A 24,787-nucleotide genomic window follows, 5' to 3' on the forward strand; every position below is an offset into this window, starting at 1 on the left:
CAGGGCACTCGCGGGCGGCAGGGGAGATGTGGCCGAAGGTGGGAAGCGGGGGCGGGAAGTGGAGGCGGGAGAAAGAGCGGGCGACGGGACGGCCGGAGCGGGCGGTCCCGTGGATAGAGTGCGGAGGCGGCACGAGTGCGGGGGTGGGGCGGGTGATGGTCGGCGACGTGCTCGACGGTCGGTACGAGCTGGTGGAGCGGCTGGGCCAGGGCGGCTTCGGTGTGGTGTGGCGGGCGTTCGACTCCCGGATGCGGCGCCCGGTGGCGGTCAAGGTGATCAACCACCACGGCGAGGACCAGCAGAAGGCCGCGCTCCGGTTCGTCCGCGAGGCCTGCGCGGCGGGCAACCTCTCGCACCCGCACATCGTCACCGTGCACGATCTGGGCGAGGGTGAGCTGGGCGGCCGCAGGGTGACGTACCTGGTGATGGAGCTGATCACCGGCCGCACCCTGACCTCGGTGCTCCGGGACGGCCCGCCCGGTCCGGAGCGGAGCGTGCGGTGGGGGCGGCAGATCTGCTCCGCGCTGGCCGCCGCCCACGACGCGGGCATGGTGCACCGCGACATCAAGCCCGAGAACATCATGGTCACCGAGGCCGGCACGGTGAAGGTGCTGGACTTCGGCATCGCCCAGCTCGACATCGGGGCGGGCGGGTTGACCACGACCGGGACGGTCGTCGGCAGCCCCGCGTACATGGCGCCGGAACGCTGGACCGGCGGCCGGGTGGACGGCCGGGCGGACCTCTACGCCCTCGGCTGCGTCCTGGTGGAACTCTGCACCGGGGCGCGGCCGTTCAGCGGCGACTCGACGCCGGTGCTGATGTACCAGCACCTGAACGCGCCGCCGCCGGCGCTGGACCCGGCGGAGTTCGGGCTGCCGGCGGAGCTGGCCGGACTGGTCACCGAACTGCTGGCGAAGGACCCCGAGCACCGCCCGGCGGACGCGCGGACGGTGGAGCGGCGGCTCGCGGAACTGGAGGGGGCGGGGGAGCGGGAGCCGGCGGCGGAGGTACCCGCGGAGGCACCTGCGGAGGCGCCCGCGGAGCAGCCGGGGTTCGGTCCGGTGGTGGTGCTCGTCCCGCCGGTCCCGGTGTTCCCGCCGCCCGTGGTGTTCGGCCCGGTGCCGGTGCTCCCGCCACCCGTCGTGTTCGCGCCGATGGTGCTGCCGCCGCTCACCACGCCCCCGGGCGCCCTGCCCTCGCCGTCGCCGCACGAGGCCGCCCGCGCCGCCCTGAGCGAGCGCCGGAGCGCCGCGCACCGGGCGGCGACGCCCGAGGAGGCCGCCGCCCAGCTCCACGCGCTCGCCCAGGAGGCGCTGGCCGTGCTCGGCCCCGGCGACCGCGAGACCCTCTCCGCCTGGCGCGACTTCGCCTGGTTCCTCAGCCGGACCGGGGACGTGGACGGCGCGATCCGGCTGCTGTCCACCGTCGCCGAGGACCTGCGGCTCGCCCTCGGCCCGTCCGACCCGGACACCCTCACCGCCCGCTACCACCTGCTCCGCTGCATCGGCGAGAGCGGCGAGACGGTCAGCGCGCTGCGCCGGCTCGCCGAGCTGCTGCCGGAGCTGCACGCCGCCTGGGGGCCGCACGACCCGCGGGTGCTCCAGGCGCGGCACGACCTGGCGGCGTACACCGCGGAGCGGGGCGACCTGGAGGGCGCCGTGCACCAGCTGCGCACCCTGCTGCCGGAGCTGGTCGCCGTCCTCGGCGAGCAGCACCCCCTGACCGTCCACGCCTGGCAGGACCTCGCCGCCCGCCAGCAGCGGCTGGCGGCCGCCCCGGCCGGGCGGCCGAAGCCGGGCAAGCGGCCGCGGATGCACCCGGCCGAGGCGCTGGTGCTGATCCGGCGCGTGCTGAGCTGGGAGTTCGCCTCGGAGAAGGAGGCGGACGCCTGTCTGGACGCGCTGGAGCGGGGCACCGGGATCAAGCAGATCGGCGAGTGGATCCTCGCCGCGCCGGACCACGTCACGGCCGAGGACCTGGTGGAGGAGATCTACGGGCCGTGACGCGGCCTGCGCGCCGGAGTGTTCAGACCGCCACCGTCACCTCCGTCGCCACCGTCACCTCCGTCGCCACCACCACCTCCGCCGCCGTCACCTCCGCCGCCGCCCCCACCTGGGCGAGCGCGCCCAGCAGCGCCCGCGCCGCCGCGTCGTTCTGCCGGAAGCCGGGCGAGTCGGTGCGCGGCCGGGCGAACGCCGCCGCCGCCCGCACGCTGGTGTGCGGGCCGAGCGCGGTGCGCCGCGGGTGCGGCTCCCCGCCGAGGGCCGGGTCCAGCACGCGGCCGTCCCGGGGCCGGATGGTGAGCAGCCCCGAGCGGTGGGTGTGCTCCGGGTCGCTGACCACCTCCTCGACGATCCGCCCGGCCCGGTGCAGTTCGCGCAGCAGCGGATCCCGGGTGCGGTCCAGCACGTGCTTGGGCAGGTACGCCTCGACCAGGGCGGTGGCGGCGACGGTGCGGCCGGGCACGGTGGCGCCGGAGGCCAGCCAGTTGCCCGTGCGCTCGTCCCGTTCGACCCGGACGCCCGCGCCGAGGAAGCGGACCACGCCCGCCTCGGACAGCGCGAGCAGCTGCCGCAGCCGGAAGCCGGGTGGGCCGGACGCCAGGTAGCTGAAGTAGCCGAAGAACCACTCGTCGACCTCCTCGCCCACCGACCGGGCGGTGAGCCGGCCGGAGGCGAGGATCCGGGGCAGCTGGCCGAAGAGCGAGAGCAGGGCGAGGAAGGCGCCGAGGTCGGCGCTGTGGGCGGGGTCGGCGCGCCGGTCGGCGTCCTCGGCGATGTAGCGGCGCAGGTAGTGCTGGAGTTCCTCGGCGGAGCCGAGCTCCAGGCCGGCCAGCGGGTGGTCGAGGCGTTCGAGGTCGAGCCGGTCGGCCGGGTCGGGGACGGCGCGTTCGACCAGCGCGCCCAGCTCCGGGGACGCCCAGGGGTGCGCGTCGAGGCCGTCGAGGAACTCCGCCCAGGGCAGCGCGGTGCGCCCGGGGTGGGCGTGGAACAGCTCGTGGTAGTGGCCGAAGGCGATCTCCTTGGCCATCAACGGCCAGGCGTCGCGCCGCAGTTCGATCGCTCCTGGCCGGTCCAGCAGGGCGTCGACGGCGGTGGCGTCGAAGTACCGGGGGAACGGCGGCGGCGGTCCGACCAGGCGGTAGCCGGTCTTGGAGTGGTACGGGACACCGCGCCGCGAGCCGACGTGGACGACCGGTTCGCGGCCCGAGGGCCGGTAGACCAGGCCGCCGTCGGCCGCCTGCTCGAAGCGGCCGCCGCGGCCCTCGGTGAGCAGCGAGACCAGGTCGACGAAGGCGAGCCCGAAGCCGCGCAGCACGGTGTGCTCGCCGGGGGCGATGCGCTCCAGTTCGGCGGCGACGTCGGCGGAGTGGGCGGGCGGCAGGTGGAAGCGGCCGTGCCGGGCGGCGAAGGCGGCGTCGGCGGCGTAGCGGGGGTCGGGGGTGGAGTCGAGGTGGCCGAGGGTGAGGAGGACGTGGTCGGCGGTGAGCACCCGGTCGGAGAGGTGGACCAGCTGCGGGCCGTCCGCCGGGCCCTCGATCCGCCGTGCGGTGTCCCGGTGGACGGTGACGGTGACGTGCGGCGGCAGGTCGGCGACGGCGCGCCGGAACACCCAGTCCAGGTAGGCGCTCTGGGCCCGCCGGGTGGGGAAGTCGGTGGGCGCGAGGGTGCGCAGTTCGGCCCGCAGCGCGGGGTCGGCGATCTCCCGGTGGGGGGCGAACTCCTCGGGGTGGGCGGCCCATTCGGCCAGCGAGGGGCCGGGGCGGACCGGCCCGTCGAGGGTCGAGCGCTCGTCGGTGAACATGGTGACGTCCTCCGCCATCGAGTTCATCCGCAGCAGCGGGGACTGCTCGTGGCGCCAGATCCGGCCGCCGCCGGGCGGGTGCGGGTCGACCAGGTGGATGTGCAACGGCCGGTCGGCGGGCAGCAGTTCGGGGGCGTTGGCGGCGATCCGCTCCAGCACCCCGGTGCCGCGCGGCCCGGCGCCGACGACGACCAGGACGGCGCTCATCGGGCGGCCTTCCCCGTGGTGGCCCCGCCGGTGGTGGCCTTCCCCGTGCCGGCCTCGTCCGCCGTGGCGCGCAGCCGCCGGTACGCGGCGCGGGCCCGGTGCAGCGGCGTGGGCGGCAGGCCCTCGCGGGTGGCGCCCTTCGCGAAGTGGCGTTCGACGTAGTACTGCCCGACCGAGAGCACGGTGGTGATCACCACGTACCAGAGGGTGGCGACCATCAGCATCGGGATGACCTGGTACGACTGCAGATAGACCAGCTGGACCGAGTAGAGCAGGTCGGAGACGGCCAGCACGCTGATGATGCTGGTCCCCTTGAGGGCGCTGATCAGCATGTTCCCGGCGGTCGGCACGATCGAGCGCATCGCCTGCGGGACGACGATCCGGCGCAGCACCCGCCACCGGCCGAGGCCGAGCGCGGCGGCGGCCTCCAGTTGGCCCCGGTCGACGGAGAGGATGCCGCCGCGCACCACCTCGGCGGCGTACGCGGCCTCCAGCAGGGTGAGCCCGACCACGGCGGTGAAGGTCGGGCCGAACAGGTTGACCGTGCGGACGGTGACGAACTCCGGGCCGAACGGGATGCCCAGGCCGAGGGTCGGGTACAGCGCGCCGATGTTGAAGAACAGCAGCAGCTGCACCAGGGCGGGGGTGGAGCGGAAGATCCAGATGTAGATCCAGCTGAGCGTGCGCAGCACCGGGTTGGCGGACAGCCGCATGGTGGCGAGGACGGTCCCGAGCACGAAGCCGAGGCCGAGGGTGACGGCGGTCAGCCAGAGGGTCAGGGTGAGGCCGTTCATCACCGAGGTGGCGGTGAACCACTCGGCGACCACGCTCCACTGGAACGCCTTGTTGTGGACCAGGGAGTTGACCGCCATGGCGAACAGCAGCAGGGCGACGGCGGCGGAGACCCACTGCCCGGTGCGGCGGCGCGGCACGATCCGGGCGGTGGCGGCCCAGGGGTCGGGGGCGGTGGCGGCGGCGGTGCCCTTGCGGGTCGGCACAGGGAGGAGCGGGGAGGCGGCGGGGGCGGTCAGGACGTCCGGCGGGGTGGCCATGCGGAGGCTCCAGGCGGGAGGGCGGAGATGCGGGATGCGCGCGGGCGCACACGGGGCGGGGTACGGCGTGGTCACGTACGGCCGTTGCGGCCGGCCCGCGTCCCTCAACGCGTCCGGCGGGGCACTGCACTCCGCTTTCGATCGTACGCGTGCGCGATCGGCGGGTGTCAAGGGTCGTCGGTGACGGGACGCCGGGGGCGCGGGAGGTGTCGCGTGGCGACAGGAGATCGCAACAGAGCGGTAATGGAGGACGGTTGACGGGTGCGAGGTTCACTGCTCAACTTGAGGCCATGTACGCCGAGCAGCCCCTGGTCACCCGCGACCACATCGACTTCGGTCGAGTGTGGTCCGCGGCGTGTCGCGGCTGACCCGGCAGCGGGCCGCTCGTCCGGCCCCGTCCTCCTCCGGAGCGACCTCCCTCGGTGCCCCGTCCCGGGCCGGGAGAGCCGTCACGTCCTGACGGCTCGTCGACCGCGCGCTGCCGCCCGTTCCGCTTCCTCCCCGCTCCGCTGCGCTCCGGCAGTCCTCCGCACCGCCCCGGGCCGTCACGTGCCCGTGGCCACCTCCCGTCGTCCCGCCCTGTACGGCTGACGCCCTCCGTTCCGTACCGCGCTCTGCTCCGTACCGCCCTCCGGCCGCCGGCCGGCGGTGCCCCGTGCCTTCCCCCACCCTTCCGCGCCACCGGCTGCCCGCCCGGCCGGCCCGCGGACGATCCGAAAGGTTCCGCCGCCATGCCCGTCGAATTCCTCGGCATCGCCGCCACCGCCGACGGTACGGAGACCACCGCGAGCACCACGGCCGCGTTCGACCGCGACTACACGCTGAAGCTGGCCCGCGCCCACGAGGACCACGACTGGGACCGGGTGCTGTTCGCCTACGGCTCCGGCTCGCCGGACCCGGCGCCCGCCGCCGCGTTCATCGCCTCCCGCCTCGACCGCCTGCAGATCCTGCTCGCCCACCGCCCCAACGTCTCGTACCCGACCTTCGCCGCCAAGACCTTCGCCACCCTGGACCGGATCAGCGACGGCCGGCTCACCGTCCACTTCATCACCGGCGGCAACGACCACGAGCAGCAGCGCGAGGGCGACTTCCTCACCAAGGACGAGCGCTACGACCGCACCCGGGAGTACATCCGGATCGTCAAGAAGGCGTGGACCAGCCGGGAGCCCTTCGACCACGAGGGCACCCACTACCGCTTCAAGGACTTCGTCTCCGACGTCTTCCCGGTGCAGGAGCCCCGGCCGGGCGTCTCCTTCGGCGGCTCCTCGGAGGCGGCGTACGCGGCCGGCGGCGCCGAGGCGGACATCTACTGCCTCTGGGGCGAGCCGCTGGCCCGCACCGCCGAGCAGATCGAGCGGGTCCTGGAGGCCGCCAAGCAGGCCGGGCGGACGGACGCGCCGCGGATCCAGGTGGCGTTCCGGCCGATCATCGCGCCGACCGAGGAACTGGCCTGGGAGAAGGCGCACCGCACGGTCGCCGCGATCAAGGCCCGGCGCGAGGGCGGCGACCTGATCCGCCGCGGCCGTCCGGCCGGCACCGGGCCCGAGAACGCCGGTTCGCAGCGCCTGCTGGAGATCGCCGAGGCCGGCGAGCGCTACGACCGGGCGCTGTGGACGCCGACCGCCGCCGCCACCGGCGGGGCGGGCAACTCCAACGCCCTGGTCGGCACCCCGGAGACGGTCGCCCAGGCGCTGCTGGACTACTACGACCTGGGCGTGGACATCCTCTCCGCCCGCGGCTACCACCTGGTGGACGACGCGATCGACTTCGGCCGGCACGTCATCCCGATCGTCCGCGAGGAGGTCGCCAAGCGGGACGCGGCCAGGGCGGCGGCCGAGGCGGCGGCGGAGGCCGAGCGGGCCGGGCGCGCCGAGCACGACCGGCACCAGCTGATCGCGGCCCAGGCGTGAGCGGCGCACCGGCGCTCGACGTCGAGGTCCGCCGGGTCGGGATCGACGACCCGCTCGCCGAGCCGCTGGTGCGCGAGCTCACCGAGGAGTACGTGCGCCGCTACGGCCCCGAGGCGCACGAGGAGATGACCCGCTACCCGGCGGACAGCTGGACCGCGCCGCACGGCCTGCTGCTGCTCCTGCTGGAGGACGGCGAGCCGGTGGCCGGCGGCGCGTACAAGCGGTACGACGAGCGGACGGCGGAGGTGAAGCGGATGTGGACGGCCTCGGCGCACCGCCGCCGGGGGCTGGCCCGCCGGGTGCTGGCCGAGCTGGAGCGGGCCGCCGCCGGGGCCGGCTACGACCGGATCTTCCTCACCACCGGTCCGCTCCAGCCCGAGGCCAGGGGGCTGTACCTGGCCTCCGGCTACACCGCGCTGTTCGACGTCGAGGCCGATCCGCTGACGATCGGACCGCTGCCGTTCGAGAAGCACCTCCTCTGAGCCCGCACCTCCTCCGAGCCCGCACCGCACGTCGAGCCCGCCGCACCGCACGTCGAGCCCGCGCCGCACGTTGGACCCGCCGTACCCGCACCGCCCCCGTACCTCCCGAAAGGCACCTCCGTGAGAACCACCACCGCCCGCCCCCGGCTGCTCGCCGCCACCGCCCTGCTGCCGGTCCTGGCCCTGGCCGCGTGCAGCTCGGACCCGAGCACCGGCACCGCGGCGGGCGGCTCCGCCCGGCCGGCCGCCTCCGCCGCCGCCGAGGACCTCGTCTCCGGCCTCAAGAAGTCGGACACCGCCGCCGCGCTGCTGCCCGCCGACGTCCGGGCCGCCGGGACGGTGAAGTTCGGCTCCTCGATCGGCGCCCCGCCCTCGGCCTTCTACGCCGACCAGGCCACCAAGAAGGCCGCCGGGGTGGACATCGACTTCGGCGACGCCGTGGGCCGCCTGCTCGGCCTGACCGTGCGGCGCGAGGAGGCGGCGTTCGAGACCATCCTGCCCGCCCTCGACAGCGGCAAGTACGACGTCGGCACCGGCAACTTCGGGGTGACCGCGGCCCGGCTGAAGACCATCGACTTCGTCACCTACATCGACGACGGCCAGGGCTTCGCGGTCAAGAAGGACAACACCGCCGTCAAGCCGATCACCGACCTGGTCCAGCTGTGCGGGCTGACCATCGGCACCGGCGCCGGCACCACCTTCGAGACCACCCTCAACGCCAAGAAGAACGTCTGCACCGACGCCGGCAAGCAGCCCTACGAGGTCAAGGCGTTCAGCGACAACGGCGCCACGCTGACCAGCCTCCAGCAGGGCCGGGTGGACGTCGTGATGTCGACCATCAACGGCCTGCGCTACCAGGCCGCCCAGGAGGCCTCCGGCACCAGGTTCCTGGGCGAGTTCCACCGGCTCGACGTCGGCTTCGCGTTCAAGAAGGGCTCGGCGCTGACCCCGGCCTTCCAGGCGGCCGTCAACGAGCTGATCAAGGACGGCACCTACGACCGGATCCTCAAGAAGTGGGGGGTGACGGACTCGGCCGTCAAGGAGTCCCTGATCAGCCCGCCCGAGCACGCGTGATCCCCTGTCCCTCCGGGAGGAGTCCCCCATGACCACCGCCACCGCCGACGCCACCGCCGCCGGCGCCCCGTCCCGCTCGAAACCCGACCGCGCGCCCGCCGCCGCCCTGCTGGACCTCGGCGAACTGCACGGACTGCGCACCGTCCCCGCCCGGTACCCCTGGCGCTGGGCGGCCGGCCTCGCCGCCCTCGTCGTACTGGCCCAGTTCGCCCACGGCCTGGCCACCAACCCCGGCTGGGACTGGGCCACCTTCCGGGTGTACTTCTCCGCCGACACCATCCTGCGGGCGGTCGGCCGCACGGTCGAACTCACCGCCTACGGCACCGTGCTGGGCTTCCTGCTGGGCGCCGTGGTGGCCGCGATGCGGCTCTCCCGCAGCGCGATCCTGCAGACCGTCGCCTGGGCCTACGTCTGGGTGTTCCGCTCGATCCCGCTGATCGTCCAGTTGGTCTTCTGGTTCAACCTCTCCTACCTCTACAAGCGCTTCGGCTTCGGCGTCCCGTTCGGGCCCACCTTCGGGGACTTCGAGACGATCGGGGTGCTGGGCGCGCTCGGCGCGGCCGTGCTCGGCCTCGGGCTGCACCAGGCCGCCTTCGCCGCCGAGATCATCCGCGGCGGCATCATCGCCGTCGACCCCGGCCAGCGCGAGGCGGCCGCCGCGCTCGGCGTGCCGCGCTGGCGGCAGGCCTGGCGGATCGTCCTGCCGCAGGCGATGCGCGGCATCCTGCCGTCCGCCGCCAACGAGGTGATCTCGCTGTTCAAGGGCACCTCGGTGGTCTACGTGATGGCGATCGGCGAACTCTTCTACCAGGTGCAGGTGGTGTACGGCCGGACCGGCCGGGTGGTGCCGCTGCTGATGGTCGCCACCGTCTGGTACGTGCTGCTGACCACCGTGCTGTCGATCGGCCAGTACTACGTCGAGCGGTACTTCGCCCGCGGGGCCGACCGCACCCCGCCGCCCACCCCGCTCCAGCGGGCCCGCTCCCTCGTCCGGGGCCTGCGCGCCCGCACCGCCACCGCCGTCGCCCTCGGAGGCCGCTCATGAGCACCGTCGTCAAGGAACCGCGCGTCCAGGACACCCCGGCCGGGGAGCCGTCCGCCGTCGGGCCGGCCGACGCGCCGTCGATGGTGCAGGTCCGCGGCCTCTGGAAGAGCTTCGGCCCGAACGCGGTGCTGCGCGGCGTCGACCTCGACGTCCCGGCCGGTTCGGTGACCGTGGTGCTCGGGCCGTCCGGCTCCGGCAAGTCGACCCTGCTGCGCGCGATCAACCACCTGGAGAAGGTCGACCGGGGCTTCGTCGCGATCGACGGCGAGCTGATCGGCTACCGCCGGGCCGGGGACAAGCTGCACGAGCTCAAGGAGCGCGAGGTCCTGCGCCAGCGGACCAACATCGGCTTCGTGTTCCAGAACTTCAACCTCTTCCCGCACCTCACCGTGCTGGAGAACATCGTCGAGGCGCCGGTCAGCGCCCTGCGCCGGCCGAAGGCCGAGGCCCGGGCCCGGGCGCTGGAGCTGCTGGAGCGGGTCGGCCTGGCCGAGAAGGCCGACGCCTACCCCCGGCAGCTCTCCGGCGGCCAGCAGCAGCGGGTGGCGATCGCCCGGGCGCTGGCGCTGGAGCCCAAGGTGCTGCTGTTCGACGAGCCGACCTCGGCGCTGGACCCGGAGCTGGTCGGCGAGGTGCTCGACGTCGTCAAGGACCTCGCCCGGGCCGGCACCACGATGATCGTGGTGACCCACGAGATCGGCTTCGCCCGCGAGGTCGCCGACACCGTGGTCTTCATGGACGGCGGCGTCGTGGTCGAGCAGGGCCCGCCGCAGGCCGTCCTGGACGAGCCGCGGCACGAGCGGACCAGGGCCTTCCTGGCCAAGGTCCTCTGAGTCCACCCACCCCCCCACCCTCTTCCCCCTTCACCCGCAGGAGTTCCGCCATGTCCCTACCCCGTCGCGCCCTCGTGACCGCCGCCGCGCTCGCCGCCTCCCTCACCCTGGCCGCCTGCGGCAGCTCCACGGACGCGGCGGCGGACCTCGCTCCCGCCAAGGGCAGCACCGCCCCGAACGGCACCGCGGTCAACCTCACCCCGCAGCAGAACCGGGTGACCACGCCCAAGGTGGACGCCCTGGCCGCCCTGGTGCCGGAGGAGATCAGGAGACGCGGGACGCTGACCGTGGTCGACTCGCTCGGCACCACGCCACCGCTGGACTTCTACGCCAACGACGACCGGACGGTGATCGGCGTGGAGCCGGACATCGCCTCGCTGCTCGGCAATGTGCTCGGCCTCAAGGTCGAGTTCAACCCGGTCTCCTGGGAGAACATCTTCGTCGGCCTGGACAGCGGCAAGTACGACGTCGGCATCTCCAACATCACCGTCACCGAGGCCAGGAAGGAGAAGTACGACTTCGCCACCTACCGGCTGGACATCCTCGGCTTCGAGGCGAAGAAGGGCAGCGGCTGGAAGGTCACCGGGCCCAAGGACATCGCCGGGAAGACCGTCGCCGTCGCCTCCGGCACCAACCAGGAGAAGCTGCTGATCGCCTGGAACGAGGAGAACACCAAGAACGGTCTGAAGGCGGCCGACATCAAGTACTACCAGAACTCCTCGGACTACTACCTGGCGCTCTCCTCCGGCCGGATCGACGCCTACGTCGGCCCCAACCCGGTGGCCGCCTTCCACGCTGTGCAGACCGGCGAGACCGAGGTGATCGGCACCTACTCGGGCGGCGGCGCCGAGGTGCTCGGCAAGATCGGGGCGACCACGAAGAAGGACAGCGGCCTGGTCGGGGCACTGAACGGGGCGATCAACGAGGTGATCAGGAACGGCAGCTACGCCCAGGTGCTGAAGCGCTGGGGCCTGGACGCCGAGGCGGTGCCCACCTCCGAGGTCAACCCGGTGGGCCTGCCCAAGCCCAAGCAGCCGTAGCGAGGTCCCGGGGGCGGCCCCGGGACCGCCGCGGGGGAGCGGTCCCGGGGTCGTTCACCCGGGTGCCGCTCCCCGCCGCTATCGTGACCCGGTCAGGATGAACGGTGTTCGATTCCGGCGGACTTGGTGGGGGAACGCATGCAGGCGGGCGATGTCGTGGGCGGCCGCTACCGGCTGGACCGGGAGCTCGGCCGGGGCGGGTTCGGTGTGGTCTGGGCCGCCCACGACGAGACCATCGGTCGGGCGGTGGCGCTCAAGGTGCTCTCCGACGAGAAGGCGGGGGACGAGGAGGCGGTCGGCCGGTTCATCCGCGAGGCCAGGACGGTCGGCCTGCTGTCCAATCCGCACATCGTCACCCTGTACGACTACGGGCGGGTGCAGGACGGCGCGCGGTCGACCCACTACCTGGTGATGGAGCTGGTCCGGGGCCGCTCGCTGGCGCAGGTGATGCGCGACGGCCTGCCGGAGCCGGCGGTCTCGCTGCGCTGGGTGCGGCAGATCTGCAAGGCGCTGGACGCCGCGCACCGCAACGGCGTGGTGCACCGGGACATCAAGCCCGAGAACATCATGATCACCGACGGCGGCGAGGCCAAGGTGCTGGACTTCGGCATCGCCCGGCTGCTCTCCCAGCCGGCCGCCGGCGGACTCACCTCCACCGACGTGGTCATCGGCACGCCGGTCTACCTGGCGCCGGAGTGCTGGGCGGGTCTGCCGATCGACGGCCGGGCCGACCTCTACGCCCTCGGCGTGGTGCTCTACCAGCTGTGCACCGGCCGCCGCCCGTTCGACGCCGACCAGGCCGTCACCATGATGTACGCGCACCTCAACGAGCAGCCGCTGTCCCCGGACACCGCGGACCCGGCCCTGGACCGGTTGATCCTCCAACTGCTCGCCAAGAAGGCGGCGGACCGGCCCGCCGACGCCGCCGAGGTCCGGCAGCGGCTGCGCGACCTCAAGGCGCTGCGGGACCGCAAGGGCGGCAGCGACCCGGAGGCGCTGCGGCAGAAGGCCGACGACGCCTGGCGGCGCGGCGCGGCCGGCTCGCCCGAGCGGGCCGCCGAGCAACTGGTCGGGCTGATCCCGCAGTTCGCCCGGGCCTTCGGGCCGGCCGACCCCCGGACCCTGCGCACCTGCCACGACCTGGCGCTGTGGCTGGCCCGCTCCGGCCGGCCGCGGGCGGCCGTCGCCCTGCTGCGCGAGCTGCTGCCCGCGCTGGACGGCCACCCGCGGGCCCGTGAGGACGTCGGGCGCGACCTGGAGCGGTGGGAGCGCGACAGCGCCGACGCCGCGCCCGACCCGGCCCGTCCGCTAGTGCTGGCCGAGCTGCTCGACGGCACGGCGCAGAGCGGCTGAGCCGCCCTCGGCGATCGGCACGCCGTGCCCGAACAGCACCGTGTCGGCCTCCAGTTCGGACAGTCGGCGGAAGGACTCCACGGCCAGCGCCGGATCGGCGTTGAAGACGCCGGGCATGGTGCGGTGCTCGACGTTGGCCGCGAGGTCGCCGGTGAACAGCACGCCCCGCTCGGGCAGGTGCAGCGCGATCGAGCCGTCCGTGTGGCCCGGCACGTGCACCACCACCGCGCCGCCGCCGAAGCCGAGCTTCTCGCCGTCCGTCACCTCGCGGTGGACCGTGCACGGCGGGGCGGGCGGCAGCTTCGGCAGGCTGTCCCAGATCTCCTGCTCGAAGGGGCTCAGCACCATCGGCCGGGGGAGCTGCTCGCCGCGGAGCACCGGGGCCTCCAGCCGGTGGGCGACCACCTCGGCGCCCAGCCGCCGGGAGAGTTCGGCGGCCGATCCGGCGTGGTCCTCGTGGTAGTGGGTGAGCACGATGGTGCGCAGGGCGGCGGGGTCGGCGCCGTCGGCGCGGATCGCCTCCTCGATGATGTCGGCGTGTCCGGCGGCGCCGGTGTCGATCAGGGTGAGCGAGCCGTCCTCGTCGCGCCAGAGGTAGACGGCGCCGAAGTCCAGGGTGACGACGGTCAGTTCGGGGCGGATCCGGGTGATCTCCATGGGACCGATCCTGCCCCGGGCGGCGGCCGTTCGAGCGGATGTTCGCCCCTGGCGTGACGACTCGGCGGGACGGTCGGCCGGCTGTCAACCGTACGGGCACCCAGCGCGGCCGGTACCGGGCTCGGACGGTTGGGAGGATTTCGCCGATCGGGACGGTCTGGTCCGGGGCGGCGCGCCGTTGATATACCTCGCAGCACAGGGGCCGGGCACGGTCCGGGCCGCCTCCGGGCGGCCCGGGTCCGGAGCCCGGCGAGCTGCGACGTACTCGACGAACTCGACGAACTAGGAGGTGGGGATCGGATGAAGCTTCTCCGTGTCGGCCCGCCGGGCGCCGAACGCCCGGTCGCGCTGGGCCAGGACGGCACCGCGTACGACCTCTCCGGGGTGACCGCGGACATCGACGGCGGCTTCCTCGCCGGTCTGGCCGGTGGCGGCGCGGCCGCGCTGGCCGGGCAGGTGGCGGCCGGCCGGCTGCCGGTGGCCGAGATCGGCGGGCAGCGGGTCGGCCCGCCGGTGCCGCGCCCCGGCAAGGTGGTCGGCATCGGCCTCAACTACCGGGACCACGCGGCCGAGGCGGGCGCGGCGATCCCGGACGAGCCGGTGATCTTCCTCAAGCCCGGCTCGACCGTGGTCGGCCCGTACGACGAGGTGCTGGTGCCGCGCGGCGGCGACAAGACCGACTACGAGGCCGAGCTGGCCGTGGTGATCGGCCGGACCGCCCGCTACCTGCCGGACCACGCGGCGGCGGCCGCGGTGATCGCCGGCTACACGATCGCCAACGACGTCACCGAGCGGGCCTTCCAGTTCGAGCGCGGCGGCCAGTGGGACAAGGGCAAGTCGGCGGAGACCTTCACCCCGCTCGGGCCGTGGCTGGTCACCCCCGACGAGGTGGGCGATCCGCAGCGGCTGCCGCTGCGGCTGTGGGTCAACGGGGAGCTGCGCCAGGACGGCTCCACCGAGCGGATGGTCTTCCCGGTGCTGGAGCTGGTCCGCTACGCGAGCCAGTTCATGGTGCTGGAGCCGGGGGACGTGATCGTCACCGGTACTCCGGCCGGGGTCACCCTGGGCCGCCCGGGTACGCCGTACCTGGCTCCCGGCGACATCGTCGAGATCGAGATCGACGGGCTCGGCCGGCAGCGGCAGGTGCTCGGCAAGGCGTAGGGCTCGGCCGTCCCGACCCTTGGCACGGGGGTCGGGCCGCGCGTCCGGCGCACCACTCGGCCGGATCCCGTCCGGCGCCGCGCGTCCGGCGCACCACTCGGCCGGATCCCGTCCGGCGCCGCGCGTCCGGCGCACTACTCGGCCGGGCCGCCCAGTGCCGCCCGCAGCCGGGCCGTCCGCGGCGAGTCCGCGCCCTCCAGGGCCAGCAGCCCGGCCAGCACCTCGGCGGTCTGCGGATCGTGCAGCGAGGTCGCCGCCGCCATCGCCACGAACTGGTCCACCAGCCACTCCCGCAGCTCGTCCGCCGGGACCTCCCGGTCCTCGTCGAGCCAGCTCAGCGAGGCCCCCTCGACCACCGCGATCCACGAGCGCACCAGCAGGGTCAGCCTCGGCCCGGCCTGCCGCACCCCGAGGTGGCGCAGCGTGCGCTTCAGCGCCGCCCGCCGGACGTCGTCCACGATCGCCGAGGTGCGGGCCGTCTCCACCACCGAGCCGCCGCGCAGCAGCGCCGAGTAGCCGGTGCCGTGCTCGGCGACGAAGGCGAAGTAACTCTCCAGGACGGCGGACAGCTGCTGGGCCGGGGTCCCGGCGAGCGGCACCACGAAGCGACCGGTGAGCTCCTCGGCCGCGCTGCGCAGCGCGGCCTCGTACAGCTGCTGCTTGCCGCCCGCGAAGTAGCGGTACACCAGCGGCCGGGAGGCGCCGGCGGCCTGCGCCACGTCGTCCAGCCCGACCTCCTCGGGCGCCCGGTGCGCGAACAGCTCCAGGGCCACCGCGATCAGCTGCTCGCGCCGCTGTTGCACCGGCAGCCGCCGGTACCCGGCGCGCCGCGCCCTGGGGGCCGGTTCGGGAGCTGGCGGTACGGGCGCTGAGCTGGCTTCCATGCCGGTCAGCGTAACGGCCCCGGGCCGGATCGGAGCCGGGCGTGCACCGATCTTCCGAACGGGCGTTTGCGCCTGTCCGGGCGGTCGCCCCGGGCCCCGGGACGGCCCGCCCGGCGGTCCGCCCGGGGCCGTGCCGGGGCGGCCCGGGGGCGACCCCGGGGGACGCCCCCGGGAGGCGCGCCACCGGCCCCCGGCCGAGGATGATGGGACGCACCCCGCCGCCCTGCCGAGGAGGCCCGCCGGATGGCGCACACGCTGGAACGGCCGCCCCGCGCGCGCCGCCTGCGCGGGGCGCTCCTGGCGTGGGTGCGCTCGGCGCCGGGCACGTACCTGTGGCTGTTCGTCCTCGGGGTCACCAGTCTGGTGGTGGCCCGGATGGACCAGCACACCCTGGACTGGTTCCTGGCCGCCCGCTCGACCAATCTGGAGCAGCTGCGCTCGCGTCCGGTGCACGCGCTGGTGGCGAGCGCGCTGTGGACCGAGACGTCCAGCTGGCCGCTGTACGCGGTGCTGTTCACCGTGTTCCACGCCAACGCCGAGCGCTGGCTGGGCACCGCGCGCTGGTTCGTGGTCGCCGCGACCGCGCACGTGCTGGCGACCCTGGTGAGCGAGGGCGTGGTCGCCTGGGGGATCGTCCGGGGGACCCTGCAGCGGAGCATGGCCGAGACGGTGGACGTCGGGGTCTCGTACGCGCTGGCGGGGGTGGTCGCGGTGCTCACCTACCGGTTCGCGGGCGGCTGGCGGTGGCTCTACGGCGCCGGGGTCGTCGTCTTCTACCTGGTGCCCCTGGTGGTCTCGCACACGTTCACGGACCTCGGGCACTTCAGCGCCGTACTGATCGGTCTCTGCTTCTTCCGCTTCGCGCACGGACGGTCCCGCTGGGACCCGGGTCGGGCGCTGCGGCGCCGGTGGCGGCGGTACTCGGGCGGGTGAGCGGGCGCCGACCCCAATGAATTGGCCGGTCCATGCCACCGGGTAGGGGCTTGCAAACGGCGCGCGCCACGAAATGATGTCCGGATGGTTGAACTGATCAGCTCCGACGGCACCACCCCCCGCCGTGTCGCCGACGCCTATGTGCGGGACCTTGCCGAGCTCGACCCGCTGACCGCGGTGTATCTGGGCCTGAACCCCGAGGACGACCGCCTCCCCGACCTCTCCCCGGCCGGGGCCGAGGCGATCGCGGACCTCGGACGCTCCACCCTGGCCCGGCTCGACGAGGCCGAGGCGGCACTCGACCAGGCCGGTACGGCCGACGCCGCCCGGGACGAGGCCGAACGGCGCTGCGCCCGCCTGCTGCGCGAGCGGCTCGTCGCCGAGCTCGCCGTCCACGACGCGGGCGAGCGGTTCCGGGCCGTCCACAACCTGGGCTCGCCGCTGCACAACCTCCGTGACGTCTTCACCCTCATGCCCACCGACACCGAGGAGCAGTGGGGCATCCTCGGCCGCCGGCTCGCCCGGGTGCCGGAGGCGCTCGCCGGGTACCGCGCGACCCTCGCCGAGGGCATCGCCCGCGGTCTGCTCTCCGGCCCGCGCCAGGTGACCACCGTGATCGGCCAGCTCGGCGAGTGGCTGGCCGTGGACACCCCGGGCGGCTGGTTCGGCGACCTGGTCCGCGAGGCCCCCGAGCCGCTGCACGCGGAGCTGTCGGGCCACGCCGCGGCCGCCGCCGAGGGCCTGGCGGCCCTGCGCGACTGGCTGGGCGAGGTCTACGGCCCGGCCGCCGCCGATGCCCCGGACACCGTCGGCCGCGAGCGCTACGGCCGCTGGGTGCGCTACTGGACCGGCGCCGACCTGGACCTGGACGAGGCCTACGCCTGGGCCTGGCAGGAGTTCCACGACCTGCTGGCCCAGATGCGCGTCGAGGCCGAGAAGGTCCGGCCGGGCGCCGACCCGATGCAGGCGATGAAGTGGCTGGAGACCGACGGCCCCGCGCGGTTCGGCGCCGAGGCCGCCCGGGAGTTCCTCCAGGGGCTGATGGACGGCGCGATCGCCGACCTCCAGGGCATCCACTTCGACCTGGCCGAGCCGATCACCCGGGTCGAGTCCCGGATCGCCCCGGCCGGCAGCGCCGCCGCGCCGTACTACACGGCCCCCTCGCTCGACTTCAGCCGCCCCGGCCGGACCTGGCTGCCCACCCTCGGCCGCGAGCGCTTCCCGGAGTGGGACCTCGTCTCGACCTGGTACCACGAGGGCGTCCCCGGCCACCACCTGCAGCTCGCGCAGTGGAACTACGTCGCGGACCGGCTCTCCACCTACCAGGTCAGCCTCGGCGGGGTGAGCGCCAACCTGGAGGGCTGGGCGCTGTACGCCGAGCGCCTGATGGACGAGCTCGGCTACCTCACCGACCCGGGCCACCGGCTCGGCTACCTCAACGCGCAGATGATGCGGGCGCTGCGGGTGATCGTCGACATCGGCATGCACGCCGGCCTGGACTTCCCGGCCGACTCGCCGTACCGCCCGGGGGAGCGGGTCGAGCCGGACGCCGCCCGGGAGTTCTTCGGCAGCTACTGCGGGCTGTCCGCCGACTTCCTGGACAGCGAGCTGGTCCGCTACCTGGGCCTGCCCGGCCAGGCGATCGGCTACAAGCTGGGCGAGCGGGCCTGGCTGCGCGGGCGGGCGGCGGCCAGGGCGGCGCACGAGGCGCGCGGCGAGGTGTTCGACCTCAAGGCCTGGCACATGGCGGCGCTGTCGCAGGGCTCGCTGGGCCTGGACGACCTGGTCGCGGAGCTGTCCGTGCTCTAGAGCCTCGACAGGGCCCGACGTGTGGCGCGAGGCCCCGGGCACGGTCCCGGGGCCTCGGTCCACTCGGGCCCTGGTCCCGGTCGATCTGGTTCTTTGGTCCCATTTCAACCGATTTGGTGAGCTTTTTCCTTGCCATTCGCCGCGAGGCGAGTTTGGCTTGAAGGCGACTGCGTGACCTCTCCGCTCCCCTCCGGAAAGGCTCCCGACGTGTCCTCCCAAGCCCAAGCTGCCACCGGTCATGGAACGGCGGGTTCCCGCCGCTGGTGGGCCCTGGCCGTCATCGCCATCGCCCAGCTGATGATCGTCCTCGACATCACCATCGTGAACATCGCCCTCCCGTCGGCCCAGAAGGATCTCGGGATCTCGGACGCCGACCGGCAGTGGGTGATCACCGCCTACACGCTGGCCTTCGGCGGACTCCTGCTCCTCGGTGGCCGGCTCGGCGACCTCTTCGGCCGCAAGCGGGTCTTCACCGTCGGCCTGCTCGGCTTCGCCCTCGCCTCGGCGATCGGCGGCGCCGCCAGCGGCCCCACCATGCTCTTCGCCGCCCGCGCCCTCCAGGGCGCCTTCGGCGCGCTGCTCGCCCCGTCCGCCCTGGGACTGCTCTCCACGACCTTCACCGATCCCAAGGAACGCAGCACCGCCTTCGGCATCTTCGGTGCCATCGCCGGCGGCGGCGCCGCGATCGGACTGCTCCTCGGCGGCCTCCTCACCGAGTACCTGAACTGGCGCTGGTGCCTGTTCGTGAACACCCCGATCGCGATCGCCACCGCCTTCGCGGCGTTCTCCGTGCTGACCCGCGACCACATCGGCAAGGACACCCGGACCAAGCTCGACCTGCCCGGCGCCGTACTCGGCTGCGGCGGTCTGCTCGCCATCGTCTACGGCACCTCCGAGGCCGTCACCCGAGGCTGGGGCGACTGGCTGGTGCTCGGCTCGCTGGGGCTCGGCGTGCTGCTGCTGGTGGTGTTCGTCCTGGTCGAGAAGCGCACCCCGCACGCGCTGCTGCCGCTGCACATCGTGGCCGAGCGCAACCGCGGCGGCGCCGCCCTCTCGGTCGGCCTGGCGATGATCGGCATGTTCGGCCTGTTCCTGTTCCTGACCTACTACCTCCAGGTCATCAAGCACTTCTCGCCGGTCATGTCCGGAGTCTCCTTCCTGCCGATGACGGCGGCCATCGTCATCAGCTCCACCGGCTTCGCGGCCCGGCTGATGACCAGGGTGCCGTCCCGCAACCTGATCGGACCGGGGCTGCTGCTGGCCGCCGCCGGCATGGCCTGGCTGACCCAGATGAAGGTGGACAGCCCCTGGGCCGGCATGGTGCTGCCCGCCGAACTGCTGCTCGGCTTCGGCATGGGCCTGATCTTCATGCCGTCGATGAGCCTGGCCACCCTCGGCGTCGCGCCGCACGAGGCCGGCGCCGCCTCGGCCACCATCAACTCGGCCCAGCAGGTCGGCGGCTCCTTCGGCACCGCGCTGCTCAACACCATCGCGGCCAGCGCCACGGCGAGCTGGATCGCCGCCCGGATCACCACCGCCGGGGACCCGGCGGTCCAGGCGCAGGGCGCGGTGCACGGCTACGTGATCGCCACCTGGGTCGCCATGGGCATCCTGCTGCTGGCCGCGCTGATCGCCTTCCTGATGATCGACCACCGGCCCGCGCCGGGGGAGGCCACCGGGGCGACCGGCACCGCGGCCGAGACCCCGGCGAGCGCCGGAGCGCCCGCCCGGACCGCGGCGCACCAGCAGCAACGGGCCACCTGACCCGAACCGTCGCCCCCGTCCGAGGACCTCCCGGACGGGGGCGAGCGGCTGAATTCTCATGCCGTTCCCAGCGACGCATCACGACCCTCCCAGCTCGGGGCGCCATAGTCGGGACCGACCCCGCACCGCCGCCGACCAGGGCAGGAGCCGACCGAGCATGGGCCAGCACCGCCGCCGTACCCCCCGCCGCCGCCGTCTCCTGGCGCCGACCCTGGTCACCACGGCGCTCTCCGTCCTCACCGTGGCGGTCGTGGTGGTGGGCACCCACAGCCTGACCCCGCGGGCCACCGCCGTGGCCTCCCCGGCCACCTCGGCCGCCGTCGCGCCGCCGGTCCCGGGCACCCCGACCGTGCCCGCCGCCGTCCCGGTCACCGGCACGGAGCCGTCGGCGGCCGCGCAGCCCTCGGAACCGACGGCGCCGGCGGAACTCTCGGAGCCCTCGGCCTCGGAACCGGCCGCGGCCACCCCCGCCGCCACGACGGCCCCGCCCGCGCCCACGACGGCGGCCCCCACCCCCGCCGACGGGCCGCTCGGCACCACCGCCACCGCCCCGGCCACCCCCGAGGCGGCCACCGTCGGCGCCCTGTTCACCGGCGCCGTCCGCCCGGGCAACCACTTCTGCACCGCCAGCGTGCTGCACAGCACCACCGGGAACCTGCTGCTCACCGCCGCCCACTGCCTGGACGACCCGAGCGGCGTCGTCTTCGCCCCGGGCTACCGCGACGGCAGGGCGCCGTACGGCACCTGGCGGGTCACCGCCGTGCACACCACCACCGGCTGGTCCCGCGGCGGCGACCCGGACGAGGACTTCGCCGTCCTGGAGACCGCCGCCGACGCCACCGGCCGCCGGGTCGAGGACGTGGTCGGCGGCAACACGCTCGGCACCGACGAGCCCTTCGGCGCCACCGTCCGGCTCTACGGCTACCCGGCGGGCGGCGAGTCGCCCCTGCTGTGCACCAACACCACCGGCCGTCAGAGCACCTACCAGCGTGTAGTCGACTGCCCCGACTACCCCGGCGGCACCAGCGGCGGCCCCTGGATCTCCACCGCCACCGGCCATGTCGTCGGCGCCATCGGCGGCTACCAGCAGGGCGGCGACACCGACGACACCTCCTACAGCGCCTACTTCGACCACACCGTCGCGGCGCTCTACGCCGAGGCGGCCGCGGCGGCCTCCTGACCGCCGTAGCGGGTCCGGTGCCGGGGCAGTGGGCGGACCCGGGCGACCGCGGCCGGAACCGCCGCCGGTCCGCAGCTGCCGACCGCCCGGAACCAGGCCGCGCGCCAGGCGGCGATCCGGTCCCCCGGGATGCCGCAACAGCGGACGTAGGTGACCAGCAGCGGTTCCGACGGCATCCGGAGCCCGGCCAGCACGTCCGCCAGGCTGCTGCGCGGCAGCGCCCCGAAGCCGCCGGTGCGGGCCCGCTCCTGGAGTTCGCGCAGCGAGGGCTGCCCGGCCGCCAGCCGCAGCCGGTGCATCGCCTCCAGCAAGTGGGCCGGCTCGTAGACCAGTTCGAGTCTTCGGGCCCTCCCGCCCGCGGCCGCCGCGCCGGGCCGCCGTTCGGCGCGGGCCGCCGCCGTGCCGGTGCCGGTGGCGGCCCGTTCCCAGCGCTGCCGCGCCTCGCGGACCGAGGCCCCGCAGGCCGCCGCGTACGCCTCGACCACCCCCAGCCGGGGCAGGGCGGAACCGCTGTCGGCCCGTGACAGGGTGGCCGGCGAGCACCCCGAGCGGGCGATCCGGTCGGCCATCTGCCGGTAGGTGAGGCCGGACTCCGCGCGCAGGGCGCGCAGCCAGTGGGCCAGTTCGTAGTGCGGTGCCGCCTGGGGCACCGCCTTCTTGCGTCGCGCCATTGCCGCCCTCCCCACGGCGTGCCGCCCGGTCGGCCGTCGTTCCCGGTAACGGCCGGAACCCGGTCCGACCGGTTCGGCCAGCCGACTGCGATGCGATGTCGTGAATCGCTTCGAATGACGTTCCGGGTGGTACACGTAAGGGTGCGACCACGGTAGTCATCGGGTTCTCCCAAGGTCAATCCCCTTTGCTTCTTCTTTGCATCCTCGGATGTTGTAGAAGTTGCCACCGCAGGGGCTTGTCGGGAGCGGTTGATTCAATTCGTCCGGAATGCGGTGGGACGGATTCCGCCGCCCTGGCCTGGGTGAAGGAAGGTCCGGGCGGTGTTCCTCCGAGGCGGTTGTCCGGCGCCGGCGGGGTGAGTGGCCCTTGCGGTGGGCTTTACCGGTCTGTTGGCATTGGCAGCGTCCGCAGCGGTATTTCGGAACTCTCGAAGGAGACATTATGTCGCCCACGGAAAACGCCGATTTCAACGTCCTGGTCGAGCTGCTCAAGGACGTCAAATCCGGGCTGGAAGGACAGTCGGTCACCCCGGACGACTCGGTGGTCGAGGACCTCGGGCTGGATTCCCTGGACCTTCTCCAGCTGGCCCGCAAAATCAACCGCCGGCTCGGCGTCGACTTCGACCTGGACCACTGGAACGAGACCGCGGCCGAGCACCGCCGCACGGTCGGCTCGATCCTGGCCGCGGTCGCGGCGGCCCAGCGTGTCTGAGCGGGCCGGTACGTCCGAGGAGCCCGGCGCGTCCGAGCGGCCCGGGGCCACGCCCGGCGCCGGCCGGGTCGCCCTGGTGACCGGCGGCTCGCGCGGCATCGGCGCGGCCGTCGTGCACCGCCTCGCGGCCGACGGACTGACCGTGCACCTGGTCTACCGCGAGGCCGAGGAGGCCGCCCGAAACGTCGTCGCCGCCGTCACGGCGGCCGGCGGCCGGGCGGTCGCCCACCGCGCCGACGTCGCGGACGAGAAGCAGGTCGTCGACCTGGTCGAGCGGATCGCCGACCGGGAGGGCGCACTGCACGTCCTGGTCAACAACGCGGCCGTGATCGACGACCGGCTGGTCGCCGCCACCCCGACCGCGCACTGGGAACGGGTGCTCCGGGTCAACCTGACCGGTCCCTTCCTGGCCTGCCGGGAGGTCCTCCCGCTGATGCTGGACCAGGGCTGGGGCCGGATCGTCAACATCTCGTCCAACTCCGTGCGGATCCCCGGCCCCGGCCAGAGCGCCTACGCCGCCGCCAAGGGCGGGCTGGAGGCGCTCACCCGGACGCTGGCCGTCGAGGTCGGCCGCAAGGGCATCCGGATCAACACCGTGGCCCCCGGCAAGGTGCGCACCGAGATGACCGACGCCGTCGCCGAACGGCTCGGCTCGGACGGCGCCGGCACCCGCTGGGGCCTGCCCGAGGACATCTCCGGCCTGGTCGCCTTCCTGGCCGGCGAGGAGGCCGACTACATCCAGGGCCAGACCTTCACGGTGGACGGCGGCCGGCTGGTGATGCGGGCCGCCGCCGGGGCCCGACCGCGCCGGGCGGGGGTGCCCGCGTGAAGTACTGGGAGGACCTGGTGGGCGCGCCGGACCACCGGTTCGGTCCGCTGGTCTTCGGCGGCGACCTGCTCGACCGGCTGCTCGACCTGATGGGCGAGAAGCACCCCGTCCACGACGACGACGCCTTCGCCCGGGCCCTCGACCGCACCCGGCGGATCGTGCCCGGCGGCTTCATCCACTCGATCACCTCCGGCTGGGTGGTCCAGCACGGCTCGCCGGCGGCCGTCGTCGGCCTGCGGACCCTGGCCTGGGACTTCGTCCGCCCGCTCTACCCCGACACCCCGTTCTGGTTCACCACCCGCACCGGCCGGTCGGTCGAGATCGACGACCGGCTCGGGCTGGTCGAGTCCACCCGGCGGGTGCACGACGACAACGACCGGACCTACGCGATCGGCCGGATGAGCGTGGTGGTGCTGCGCCGCGCGGCGGCCGTCGCGACCGCCCCGGACCCGGCCGCCCCGGGACCCGACACCGACCCGGCGCGGGCGGCCACCGCCGCCGCCCGGACCAGCGAGAGGACAGAACGATGACCGACGGCACCACGAACACCCCGCCGGCCGCCCCGCTGCCCGGCCCGCTGGCACCCCGACCGCTGGAGGGCCGGGTGGCCCTGGTGACCGGCGGCTCGCGCGGCATCGGCGCCGGCATCAGCCGCAAGCTCGCCGCCTGGGGTGCCACCGTGGCGATCAACTACGTCGACCGGGAGGGCCCCGCCAAGGAGCTCGCCGCCGAACTCACCGAGTCCGGCGCCGAGGTGACCCTGCACCGGGCCGACCTGTCCGAGCCGACGGCCGCCGAGGAGCTGCTCGCCGAGGTCGGCGAGGCCCACGGGGACCTGCACATCCTGGTCCAGAACGCGGCGGCCACCAAGTTCTCCCTGCTGGAGAACGCCACCCTCAGCCAGTGGCAGTTCGTCCAGGACACCAACGCCCGGGCCACCTGGCTGCTCGCCAAGCACGGGGTGCCGCTGATGAAGGGCCGCCCCGGCGCCCGGTTCATCACCATCACCAACTCGACCACCACCCGCATCGTGCCGCGGGCCGGCCTGCTCGGCGCCGCCAAGGCCGCCCTGGAGAACCTCACCCAGTTCCTCTCCTACGAGCTGGCCCCGCACGGCATCGTCGTCAACTGCGTCCGCCCGGGCCTGGTGCAGACCGGCGTCTTCAGCGTCCGGCCCGACTTCAACCACGGGGTGCGGCACGAGCAGTCGGTCTCCCCGTGGCCCGACGGACAGATGACCACCCCCGAGAACAGCGCCGACGTGGTCGCCATGCTCTGCCTCGACGAAGCCGCCTGGATCGCCGGGCAGACCATCACGGTCGACGGCGGCTACGCGCTCTGGGGCAACCTCAACAGCCCGCTCCGGGTCGGCGAGTGAGGCGGGGAG

At 74.2% G+C, this 24,787-nt stretch carries 22 protein-coding genes; 17 read left to right on the plus strand and 5 right to left on the minus strand.

Annotation, left to right across the window (positions count from 1 at the left end):
• The first annotated feature begins 167 nt into the window (after positions 1-167).
• Positions 168-2,003, plus strand: coding sequence for a protein kinase domain-containing protein (locus tag ACW14Y_RS25795; protein WP_456983622.1), 1,836 nt, complete (start codon positions 168-170; stop codon positions 2,001-2,003).
• A gap of 22 nt (positions 2,004-2,025) precedes the next feature.
• Here the strand turns inward: ACW14Y_RS25795 and ACW14Y_RS25800 are convergent, their stop codons facing one another.
• Together ACW14Y_RS25800 and ACW14Y_RS25805 are read right to left on the minus strand one after the other, a co-directional pair.
• Entirely contained in the window at positions 2,026-4,011 is a 1,986-nt protein-coding gene (locus ACW14Y_RS25800) for an FAD/NAD(P)-binding protein (protein ID WP_456983623.1), read from the minus strand.
• Positions 4,008-5,063, minus strand: coding sequence for an amino acid ABC transporter permease (locus ACW14Y_RS25805; protein ID WP_456983624.1), 1,056 nt, complete (start codon positions 5,061-5,063; stop codon positions 4,008-4,010). The genes ACW14Y_RS25800 and ACW14Y_RS25805 overlap by 4 nt, the downstream gene beginning before the upstream one ends.
• A 731-nt stretch (positions 5,064-5,794) precedes the next feature.
• Between ACW14Y_RS25805 and ACW14Y_RS25810 the strand changes: the two genes are divergently transcribed.
• The 7 genes from ACW14Y_RS25810 to ACW14Y_RS25840 all read left to right on the plus strand — a co-directional run bounded on the left by ACW14Y_RS25810 (position 5,795) and on the right by ACW14Y_RS25840 (position 12,800).
• A complete protein-coding gene (locus ACW14Y_RS25810; RefSeq protein ID WP_380305649.1) occupies positions 5,795-6,973 on the plus strand; it encodes an LLM class flavin-dependent oxidoreductase in 1,179 nt (392 codons plus the stop codon).
• Positions 6,970-7,455 (plus strand): GNAT family N-acetyltransferase, encoded by a 486-nt coding sequence (locus ACW14Y_RS25815; protein WP_380305651.1) that lies wholly within the window; start codon positions 6,970-6,972, stop codon positions 7,453-7,455. The genes ACW14Y_RS25810 and ACW14Y_RS25815 overlap by 4 nt, the downstream gene beginning before the upstream one ends.
• A gap of 120 nt (positions 7,456-7,575) precedes the next feature.
• Complete coding sequence (locus ACW14Y_RS25820; protein WP_380305653.1) at positions 7,576-8,529, plus strand: ABC transporter substrate-binding protein; 954 nt, start codon at positions 7,576-7,578, stop codon at positions 8,527-8,529.
• A 28-nt stretch (positions 8,530-8,557) separates the two neighbouring features.
• Complete coding sequence (locus ACW14Y_RS25825; RefSeq protein WP_380436553.1) at positions 8,558-9,574, plus strand: amino acid ABC transporter permease; 1,017 nt, start codon at positions 8,558-8,560, stop codon at positions 9,572-9,574.
• 80 nt (positions 9,575-9,654) lie between these two features.
• Positions 9,655-10,407 (plus strand): amino acid ABC transporter ATP-binding protein, encoded by a 753-nt coding sequence (locus ACW14Y_RS25830; protein ID WP_380305682.1) that lies wholly within the window; start codon positions 9,655-9,657, stop codon positions 10,405-10,407.
• 50 nt (positions 10,408-10,457) lie between these two features.
• Positions 10,458-11,447: an ABC transporter substrate-binding protein gene (locus ACW14Y_RS25835; RefSeq protein ID WP_340637150.1), complete on the plus strand. Its 990-nt coding sequence runs from the start codon at positions 10,458-10,460 to the stop codon at positions 11,445-11,447.
• Positions 11,448-11,585: 138 nt separating this feature from the next.
• On the plus strand, positions 11,586-12,800 hold the full coding sequence (locus ACW14Y_RS25840; protein ID WP_380305658.1) for a serine/threonine-protein kinase: 1,215 nt from the start codon (positions 11,586-11,588) through the stop codon (positions 12,798-12,800).
• Here ACW14Y_RS25840 and ACW14Y_RS25845 read toward each other — a convergent pair.
• Positions 12,756-13,457, minus strand: a complete 702-nt coding sequence (locus ACW14Y_RS25845; protein WP_380305660.1) for an MBL fold metallo-hydrolase — start codon at positions 13,455-13,457, stop codon at positions 12,756-12,758. The two genes, ACW14Y_RS25840 and ACW14Y_RS25845, sit on opposite strands and share 45 nt — an antisense overlap.
• Before the next feature lie 300 nt (positions 13,458-13,757).
• Here ACW14Y_RS25845 and ACW14Y_RS25850 point away from each other — a divergent pair, with 300 nt between their 5' ends.
• The gene (locus tag ACW14Y_RS25850) at positions 13,758-14,618 is read left to right on the plus strand and encodes a fumarylacetoacetate hydrolase family protein (RefSeq protein WP_380305662.1); all 861 of its coding nucleotides are present in this window, start codon (positions 13,758-13,760) and stop codon (positions 14,616-14,618) included.
• Positions 14,619-14,752: 134 nt separating this feature from the next.
• Here ACW14Y_RS25850 and ACW14Y_RS25855 read toward each other — a convergent pair whose 3' ends face one another.
• A complete protein-coding gene (locus ACW14Y_RS25855) occupies positions 14,753-15,502 on the minus strand; it encodes a TetR/AcrR family transcriptional regulator (RefSeq protein ID WP_456983625.1) in 750 nt (249 codons plus the stop codon).
• Positions 15,503-15,745: 243 nt separating this feature from the next.
• Between ACW14Y_RS25855 and ACW14Y_RS25860 the strand changes: the two genes are divergently transcribed.
• The 4 genes from ACW14Y_RS25860 to ACW14Y_RS25875 all read left to right on the plus strand — a co-directional run bounded on the left by ACW14Y_RS25860 (position 15,746) and on the right by ACW14Y_RS25875 (position 21,188).
• Positions 15,746-16,435, plus strand: coding sequence for a rhomboid-like protein (locus ACW14Y_RS25860; protein ID WP_380305666.1), 690 nt, complete (start codon positions 15,746-15,748; stop codon positions 16,433-16,435).
• An 84-nt stretch (positions 16,436-16,519) separates the two neighbouring features.
• Positions 16,520-18,244 carry a DUF885 domain-containing protein gene (locus ACW14Y_RS25865; RefSeq protein WP_456983626.1) on the plus strand — a complete coding sequence of 575 codons (1,725 nt, stop codon included), beginning with the start codon at positions 16,520-16,522 and terminating at the stop codon, positions 18,242-18,244.
• A 297-nt stretch (positions 18,245-18,541) separates the two neighbouring features.
• Positions 18,542-20,008, plus strand: a complete 1,467-nt coding sequence (locus ACW14Y_RS25870; RefSeq protein ID WP_456988250.1) for an MFS transporter — start codon at positions 18,542-18,544, stop codon at positions 20,006-20,008.
• Between the two features lie 157 nt (positions 20,009-20,165).
• Entirely contained in the window at positions 20,166-21,188 is a 1,023-nt protein-coding gene (locus ACW14Y_RS25875) for a trypsin-like serine peptidase (RefSeq protein WP_456983627.1), read from the plus strand.
• On the opposite strand, the gene ACW14Y_RS25880 is transcribed toward ACW14Y_RS25875, so the two are convergent.
• Positions 21,158-21,859, minus strand: coding sequence for a helix-turn-helix domain-containing protein (locus ACW14Y_RS25880; RefSeq protein ID WP_380387721.1), 702 nt, complete (start codon positions 21,857-21,859; stop codon positions 21,158-21,160). The two genes, ACW14Y_RS25875 and ACW14Y_RS25880, sit on opposite strands and share 31 nt — an antisense overlap.
• Positions 21,860-22,301: 442 nt before the next feature.
• Between ACW14Y_RS25880 and ACW14Y_RS25885 the strand changes: the two genes are divergently transcribed.
• From ACW14Y_RS25885 to ACW14Y_RS25900, 4 genes are read left to right on the plus strand one after another with little or no spacing between them, the layout of a single operon-like run.
• Positions 22,302-22,571 (plus strand): phosphopantetheine-binding protein, encoded by a 270-nt coding sequence (locus tag ACW14Y_RS25885; RefSeq protein ID WP_266271471.1) that lies wholly within the window; start codon positions 22,302-22,304, stop codon positions 22,569-22,571.
• Positions 22,564-23,400 (plus strand): SDR family NAD(P)-dependent oxidoreductase, encoded by an 837-nt coding sequence (locus tag ACW14Y_RS25890; protein WP_380305674.1) that lies wholly within the window; start codon positions 22,564-22,566, stop codon positions 23,398-23,400. Before ACW14Y_RS25885 ends, ACW14Y_RS25890 begins: the two co-directional genes overlap by 8 nt.
• On the plus strand, positions 23,397-23,930 hold the full coding sequence (locus ACW14Y_RS25895) for a hypothetical protein (protein WP_380305676.1): 534 nt from the start codon (positions 23,397-23,399) through the stop codon (positions 23,928-23,930). The genes ACW14Y_RS25890 and ACW14Y_RS25895 overlap by 4 nt, the downstream gene beginning before the upstream one ends.
• The gene (locus ACW14Y_RS25900) at positions 23,927-24,778 is read left to right on the plus strand and encodes an SDR family NAD(P)-dependent oxidoreductase (RefSeq protein ID WP_380387718.1); all 852 of its coding nucleotides are present in this window, start codon (positions 23,927-23,929) and stop codon (positions 24,776-24,778) included. Before ACW14Y_RS25895 ends, ACW14Y_RS25900 begins: the two co-directional genes overlap by 4 nt.
• Positions 24,779-24,787 lie beyond the last annotated feature (9 nt).

This window comes from Kitasatospora sp. cg17-2 (genome assembly GCF_054031055.1).